Source organism: Streptomyces sp. NPDC127100, from assembly GCF_042724095.1.
Classification (GTDB): domain Bacteria; phylum Actinomycetota; class Actinomycetes; order Streptomycetales; family Streptomycetaceae; genus Streptomyces.
Window position 1 is genome coordinate 104,087 of record NZ_JBHXFL010000021.1, and the last position, 6,320, is coordinate 110,406.

At 68.9% G+C, this 6,320-nt stretch carries 7 protein-coding genes and 2 pseudogenes; 6 read left to right on the plus strand and 3 right to left on the minus strand.

Annotated elements, in window-relative coordinates:
- Positions 1-37 precede the first annotated feature (37 nt).
- The 3 genes from ACFWJB_RS20340 to ACFWJB_RS20350 all read left to right on the plus strand — a co-directional run bounded on the left by ACFWJB_RS20340 (position 38) and on the right by ACFWJB_RS20350 (position 2,453).
- A complete protein-coding gene (locus tag ACFWJB_RS20340; protein WP_385467545.1) occupies positions 38-835 on the plus strand; it encodes an ABC transporter ATP-binding protein in 798 nt (265 codons plus the stop codon).
- A 53-nt stretch (positions 836-888) separates the two neighbouring features.
- The gene (locus ACFWJB_RS20345; RefSeq protein ID WP_385467542.1) at positions 889-1,320 is read left to right on the plus strand and encodes an NfeD family protein; all 432 of its coding nucleotides are present in this window, start codon (positions 889-891) and stop codon (positions 1,318-1,320) included.
- 173 nt (positions 1,321-1,493) lie between these two features.
- Complete coding sequence (locus tag ACFWJB_RS20350; protein ID WP_385467539.1) at positions 1,494-2,453, plus strand: SPFH domain-containing protein; 960 nt, start codon at positions 1,494-1,496, stop codon at positions 2,451-2,453.
- Positions 2,454-2,584: 131 nt separating this feature from the next.
- On the opposite strand, the gene ACFWJB_RS20355 is transcribed toward ACFWJB_RS20350, so the two are convergent.
- From ACFWJB_RS20355 to ACFWJB_RS20365, 3 genes are all read right to left on the minus strand, one after another.
- Positions 2,585-3,091, minus strand: a complete 507-nt coding sequence (locus ACFWJB_RS20355) for an HNH endonuclease (protein ID WP_385467537.1) — start codon at positions 3,089-3,091, stop codon at positions 2,585-2,587.
- A gap of 208 nt (positions 3,092-3,299) precedes the next feature.
- On the minus strand, positions 3,300-3,839 hold the full coding sequence (locus ACFWJB_RS20360; protein WP_386923777.1) for a YbhB/YbcL family Raf kinase inhibitor-like protein: 540 nt from the start codon (positions 3,837-3,839) through the stop codon (positions 3,300-3,302).
- A 49-nt stretch (positions 3,840-3,888) separates the two neighbouring features.
- Positions 3,889-4,671 carry a sporulation protein gene (locus tag ACFWJB_RS20365; protein WP_385467531.1) on the minus strand — a complete coding sequence of 261 codons (783 nt, stop codon included), beginning with the start codon at positions 4,669-4,671 and terminating at the stop codon, positions 3,889-3,891.
- A gap of 145 nt (positions 4,672-4,816) precedes the next feature.
- Between ACFWJB_RS20365 and ACFWJB_RS20370 the strand changes: the two are divergent.
- The 3 genes and pseudogenes from ACFWJB_RS20370 to ACFWJB_RS20380 form a co-directional block, all read left to right on the plus strand.
- Positions 4,817-5,062 (plus strand): annotated as a pseudogene (locus ACFWJB_RS20370) (DNA-3-methyladenine glycosylase); the annotation flags it as partial.
- A gap of 14 nt (positions 5,063-5,076) precedes the next feature.
- A complete protein-coding gene (locus ACFWJB_RS20375; RefSeq protein ID WP_386923779.1) occupies positions 5,077-5,688 on the plus strand; it encodes a DNA-3-methyladenine glycosylase in 612 nt (203 codons plus the stop codon).
- 38 nt (positions 5,689-5,726) lie between these two features.
- A pseudogene (locus ACFWJB_RS20380) lies at positions 5,727-5,957 on the plus strand (DNA-3-methyladenine glycosylase); the annotation flags it as partial.
- Positions 5,958-6,320: the final 363 nt, after the last annotated feature.

Below are 6,320 nucleotides of genomic sequence, written 5' to 3' on the forward strand. Positions count from 1 at the left end.
CGAGACCGGCCACACTGCAAGGGGAGACACTGCGCTCATGAGCGATGTTCTGGAGCTTCAGGACGTATCCGTGGTCCGGGAGGGCCGGGCTCTGGTGGACCAGGTCTCCTGGTCGGTCAAGGAGGGCGAGCGCTGGGTCATCCTCGGCCCCAACGGCGCCGGCAAGACCACCCTCCTCAACGTCGCGTCCAGCTACCTCTACCCCAGCACGGGCACCGCCACCATCCTCGGCGAGACCCTCGGCCGGCCCGGCACCGACGTCTTCGAGCTGCGCCCGCGCATCGGCATGGCCGGCATCGCCATGGCCGACAAGCTGCCCAAGCGGCAGACCGTCCTGCAGACCGTGCTGACCGCCGCCTACGGCATGACCGCCGGCTGGCAGGAGGAGTACGAGGACATCGACGAGCAGCGCGCCCGCGCCTTCCTCGACCGCCTCGGCATGACCGAGTACCTGGACCGCAGGTTCGGCACCCTCTCCGAGGGCGAGCGCAAGCGCACGCTGATCGCCCGCGCCCTGATGACCGACCCCGAGCTGCTGCTCCTGGACGAGCCGGCCGCCGGCCTCGACCTCGGCGGCCGCGAGGACCTCGTCCGCCGCCTCGGCCGCCTCGCCCGCGACCCCATCGCCCCCTCGATGATCATGGTCACCCACCATGTCGAGGAGATCGCCCCGGGCTTCACCCACGTCCTGATGATCCGTCAGGGCAAGGTCCTGGCCGCGGGCCCCCTGGAACTCGAACTCACCTCCCGCAACCTGTCCCTCTGCTTCGGCCTCCCGCTCGTCGTCGAGCAGGTCGGCGACCGCTGGACCGCCCAGGGGCTGCCCCTCTCCTGACCGCCCCCCGTGCGCCCTGTCCCCCGTACGTGTCACGGACCTACCATGACCACGTGAACGACATCGACGCATGGGTGTGGTGGCTCGTCGCCGCGGCAGCGCTCGGAATCCCGCTCGTGGTGACCGCGATGCCGGAGTTCGGGATGCTCGCCGTCGGCGCGGTCGCGGCCGCCGTCGCCTCCGGAGTCGGGGCCGGACTCGTCGTCCAGGTACTCGTCTTCGTCCTCGTCTCGGTAGCCCTCATCGCCGTGGTGCGGCCCGTCGCCGCCAAGCACCGTTCCCAACGGCCCCAACTCGCCACCGGCGTCGACGCCCTGAAGGGCAGACAGGCCGTGGTGCTCGAGCGGGTCGACGGCAACGGCGGCCGGATCAAACTCGCCGGCGAGGTCTGGTCGGCACGCGCACTCGACACCGGCCGCGCCTACGAGGAAGGCCAGGAAGTGGACGTCGTGGACATCGAGGGGGCCACGGCGATCATCATGTGACCCCGCTCGACGCAAACGGACCGAACGCACCCCGAGTCGTGCGACGGTCTGTCAGACTCGACCAGCAAGATCTTCAACAGCCGTAGGATCAGCAGTCATCAGGGTCACCAGGACCGACAGGGTCATGGATATCCGCCGAAGCGCCCAGGCGGAGAAGGGGACGCGGAGCCACGATGCAACCGGTCATCATCGTTCTGATCATCCTGGTGGTGTTGGTCTTCATCGCCCTGATCAAGACCATCCAGGTCATTCCACAGGCCAGCGCCGCCATCGTCGAGCGCTTCGGCCGCTACACGCGGACGCTGAACGCGGGACTCAACATCGTCGTCCCCTTCATCGACACCATCCGCAACCGCATCGACCTGCGCGAACAGGTCGTCCCCTTCCCGCCGCAGCCGGTCATCACCCAGGACAACCTGGTCGTCAACATCGACACCGTCATCTACTACCAGGTGACCGACGCCCGCGCCGCGACGTACGAGGTCGCCAGCTACATCCAGGCGATCGAGCAGCTCACCGTCACCACCCTGCGCAACATCATCGGCGGCATGGACCTCGAGCGGACCCTGACCTCCCGTGAGGAGATCAACGCGGCCCTGCGCGGCGTCCTCGACGAGGCCACCGGCAAGTGGGGCATCCGCGTCAACCGCGTCGAGCTCAAGGCCATCGAGCCGCCCACCTCCATCCAGGACTCGATGGAGAAGCAGATGCGCGCCGACCGGGACAAGCGCGCCGCGATCCTCCAGGCCGAAGGTGTCCGGCAGTCCGAGATCCTGCGCGCCGAGGGCGAGAAGCAGTCCCAGATCCTGCGCGCCGAAGGTGAGGCCAAGGCCGCGGCGCTGCGCGCCGAGGGCGAGGCCCAGGCCGTCCGTACGGTCTTCGAGGCGATCCACGCCGGCGACCCGGACCAGAAGCTGCTCTCCTACCAGTACCTCCAGATGCTGCCGAAGATCGCCGAGGGCGACGCCAACAAGCTCTGGATCGTCCCCAGCGAGATCGGCGACGCCCTCAAGGGACTGTCCGGCGCCATGGGCAACTTCGGCGGCCTGGGCGGTGGTTCGGGCAGCGGCGGCGGCACCGCGAGCGGCTCGGTCCCCGCCCAGGAACGCCGCGAGAAGCCGAGCATCGACTGACGGACCTCCTGGAACGACGCCCCCCGCACCGCTCAGAGGTGCGGGGGCGTGTCGACGTCCGGCTGGGCCGCGCAGGCGCGACCGGCCGCACGCGACCGCGAGCCGAAGAGCGGCCCGACCCGGTGGACGCTCTACGCCGCGTCCAGCACCAGCCACTCCGGCAGCGCCGCGAAGTCGTCCCGCGCCAGCGCCAGCAGCATCGCGTCGGCCGGTGTCGGCTCGAACGGCGTCCGCAGCAGCGGCATGCCCGCTTGCTCCGGAGTCCGGTTCGCCTTCCGGTGGTTGTCCTCCGCGCAGGACGCCACCGTGTTCAGCCACGTGTCCTGCCCGCCGTGCGACCTCGGCACCACGTGGTCCACGGTCGTCGCCCGCCGGCCGCAGTACGCGCAGCGGTGCCGGTCCCGCACCAGCACACCGCGCCTGGACCACGGCGCACGTCTTCGGAAGGGCACCCGCACGTACTGGCACAGTCTGATGACCCGGGGCGCCGGTATGTCCAGCGCGGCTCCGCGCATGCGCAGCTCGGGGTGGGCCTGCTCGACGACGGCCTTGTCCTGGAGCACCAGAACGACGGCTCGATTCAGCGTCACCGTCGACAGCGGCTCGAAGCTCGCGTTCAGCACCAGCGTGTCCCGCATACCAGCCCACCTCCCGTGTGCACCGGCCCACCCCCTGGCGGGCTGGGATCAACTCTGGCCGGGCACGCCGGGATGGACAACGCAATATCCGCCGCTCACCACGAGAGCCGTCCCCGCATCCCCTCCCAGGCCCCCGGCAACAAAAATGCCCGCCCCTGATCACTTCCAAGACCAGGGGCGGGCAAACGTTCCATGAACGCCCGGTTGCTCAGCTGCCGGCGGGCACCTCGTACTCACCGACGAGCTGGGCACGCCCGATCGTGTGGAACCGCAGGTTGAAGCCCACGGCGGCCGGTGTCGCGTCGGCGTCCGGGCCGAGCTTCTCCTCGTCCACGGCGTACACGGTGAAGACGTAACGGTGCGGGCCGTCCCCGGGCGGCGGAGCGGCACCGCCGAAGTCCTTGCTGCCGTAGTCGTTGCGCGCCTGCACCGCGCCCTTCGGCAGCCCCTCGAAGGAGCCGCTGCCGGCGCCCGCCGGCAGCTCGGTCACCGAGGCCGGGATGTCGAACACCACCCAGTGCCAGAAGCCGCTGCCCGTGGGGGCGTCCGGGTCGTAGCACGTCACGGCGAAGCTCTTGGTCCCGGCGGGGAAGCCCTCCCACCGCAGGTGCGGCGAGGTGTTGCCGGCCGCGTGGACCTGGGCGTCCTTGAGCGCCGCCCCCTCCTGGACGTCGTCACTCGTGACCGTGAACGACGGCACGGGCGGGTGGAAGTCATGGGGGAGCGGACGCCGCTTGAGCTCGGTCACCTCGGTACCTCCTGATCGTTTGGTGCTGAGACGACCGAGCCTAGATCGTTCAGAACCAGTTCCGCTTGCTGCCGACCTCCGACAGCCACTGGTTGAGGTACGCCACCCAGTCGGTCCCCTGGTAGTCGTTCAGCCCCACCTTGAACGACCGGAACGTGTCGCTGCCCTCGCTGAACAGACCCGGCTTCTTGTCCATCTCCAGCACGACGTCCATCGCCTGCGCGTCGGCAACGAAGCTCAGCTCGACCTGGTTCAGCCCGCGGTACTGCTGCGGCGGGAAGAACTCGATCTCCTGGTAGAACGGCAGCTGCTGCCGCGTACCCCGGATGTGACCGCGCTCCATGTCCGCGCTCTTGAAGCGGAAGCCCAGCTGGATGAACGCGTCCAGGATCGCCTTCTGCGCCGGCAGCGGGTGCACGTTGATCGCGTCCAGGTCGCCCGAGTCCACGGCACGAGCGATCTCCAGCTCGGTCGTGACCCCGATGTTCATCCCGCGCAGCGCCTGCCCGTCGATCATCGTGACCGGCGTCTCCCAGGGGATCTCCAGCCCGAACGGCACCGAATGCACCGCCTGCGCCTTCAGCTCGAAGGCGCCGCCGAGCCGCACCTTCGTGAACTCGATGTCCTGCTTGTACTCCTGGTCGCCGCTCTCGACCTCGACCTTGGCCTGCAGACCGACCGAGAGACCCTCGATCCGCTGATCCACGGAACCGCCCTGGATCCGCACCTCACCCTGGACGACACCGCCCGGAACGACGTTGACCTCACTCAGCACGGTCTCCACCGAAGCTCCGCCGGCCCCCAGGCTCGCGAGCAGCTTCTTGAACGCCATGTCTCTCCCTCTCCAGGCTGTGTGTGAACCCTTGATCCCTGAAACGCGATCCGGCCGTGACCGGTTCCGCGCCCCTCACCCTGACAAGGCGGGCGCCCGCTGACCACCCCTGCGAACCGGGCCGCCTGCGTTACGCTCGGACGGCATGATCGCGACCCCCGACCGTACGCCCCTGCCCCGGGAATTCTTCGACCGCCCCGTCCTGGAGGTGGCCCCCGACCTCCTGGGCCGCACCCTCGTGCGGAACACCCCGGACGGTCCGATCGCCGTCCGCCTGACGGAGGTCGAGGCCTACGACGGCCAGAACGACCCCGGCTCCCACGCCTACCGAGGACGCACACCCCGTAACGACGTCATGTTCGGTCCCCCCGGACACGTGTACGTCTACATGTCAAGGCGGTCGGCATGAACGTCGACGTCCTCGCTCATCCTGCCGAAGAGGTCGCCCCCAGGCTGCTCGGGAGCGTCCTCACCTGCAAGACCCCCGAGGGAACCGTGAGCATCGCCGTCACGGAGACCGAGGCGTACTCCGGTACGGCTGACCCAGCCTCCCACGCCTACCGAGGCCGGACACCCCGTAACGCCGTCATGTTCGGACCCGCAGGACACCTGTACGTCTACCGGTCCCACGGCCTCCACTGGTGCGCCAACATCGTCACAGGGACGGACGGCATCGCCTCGGCCGTCCTCATCAGGGCAGGCAGGGTCATCGAGGGGGAAAACCTGGCACGCGAGCGGCGAGGGGAGAAGGTCGAGAGTCCACGCCTTGCCCGAGGGCCGGGGAACTTCTGCCAGGCACTCGGCATCACGGGGGAGCACAACGGCGCAGACCTCCTGGCAGGTGCCTCGGTCACGTTGTCCGAGGGCGAGTCTGCACCTGCCGCGCTCATCCAGGTTGGTCCTAGGGTGGGCGTGAGCAAGGCCCACGACTGGCAGCACCGGTTCTACCTTGCCGGTGATCCGACTGTCTCGGCGTACCGACTGAGTCCGAGAGCCAAACCGTCCGCGGGAGCCTGAGCCGCTGTGCGCCTCGCTCACGGCTCGCCGGTGAGTCGGCGCGGGCCCTCGGCGTGGACCGCGCCCTGAACGGCACGGACGCGTGCACCGACGACGACAGCCCGCTACGGATACTGACCGGAGCCCCCGTGCCGCGCGGCCGGGTACGCAACGGTCCGCGCACCGGCGTGGCCGGCGAGGGAGGCGTCCACCCCTGGCGCTACTGGGTCGCGGACGACCCGACGGTCAGTCCGTACCGGGCGCATGTGCCCCGGCGCCGCCGGAGTTGACTCTCCCCTCCGAGGCGCGTAACGTGGCCCGAGCCGCTGGACCGGGTACGGCGATCGCCTGCAGCCGGAGCGGCCAACCCACTACAACGATTCCCCTGGCGGGGCGGATTTCGACGTGTTCGCACGTCCGAATTCGAACCGGTCGGCTCGATTATGAGTCGGCAGGGAGATCGGCTAACGTAGTGAATGTCGAAAGGACGACGGACGAAAGCCCGAAGTCCTTGACAAATCCCGCCGACCGGGAATCGGGTCAGAAAAGATCTGATAGAGTCGGAACCGCCGGAAAGGGAAACGCGAAAGCGGGAACCTGGAAAGCACCGAGGAAATCGGATCGGAAAAGGATCTGATAGAGTCGGAAACGCA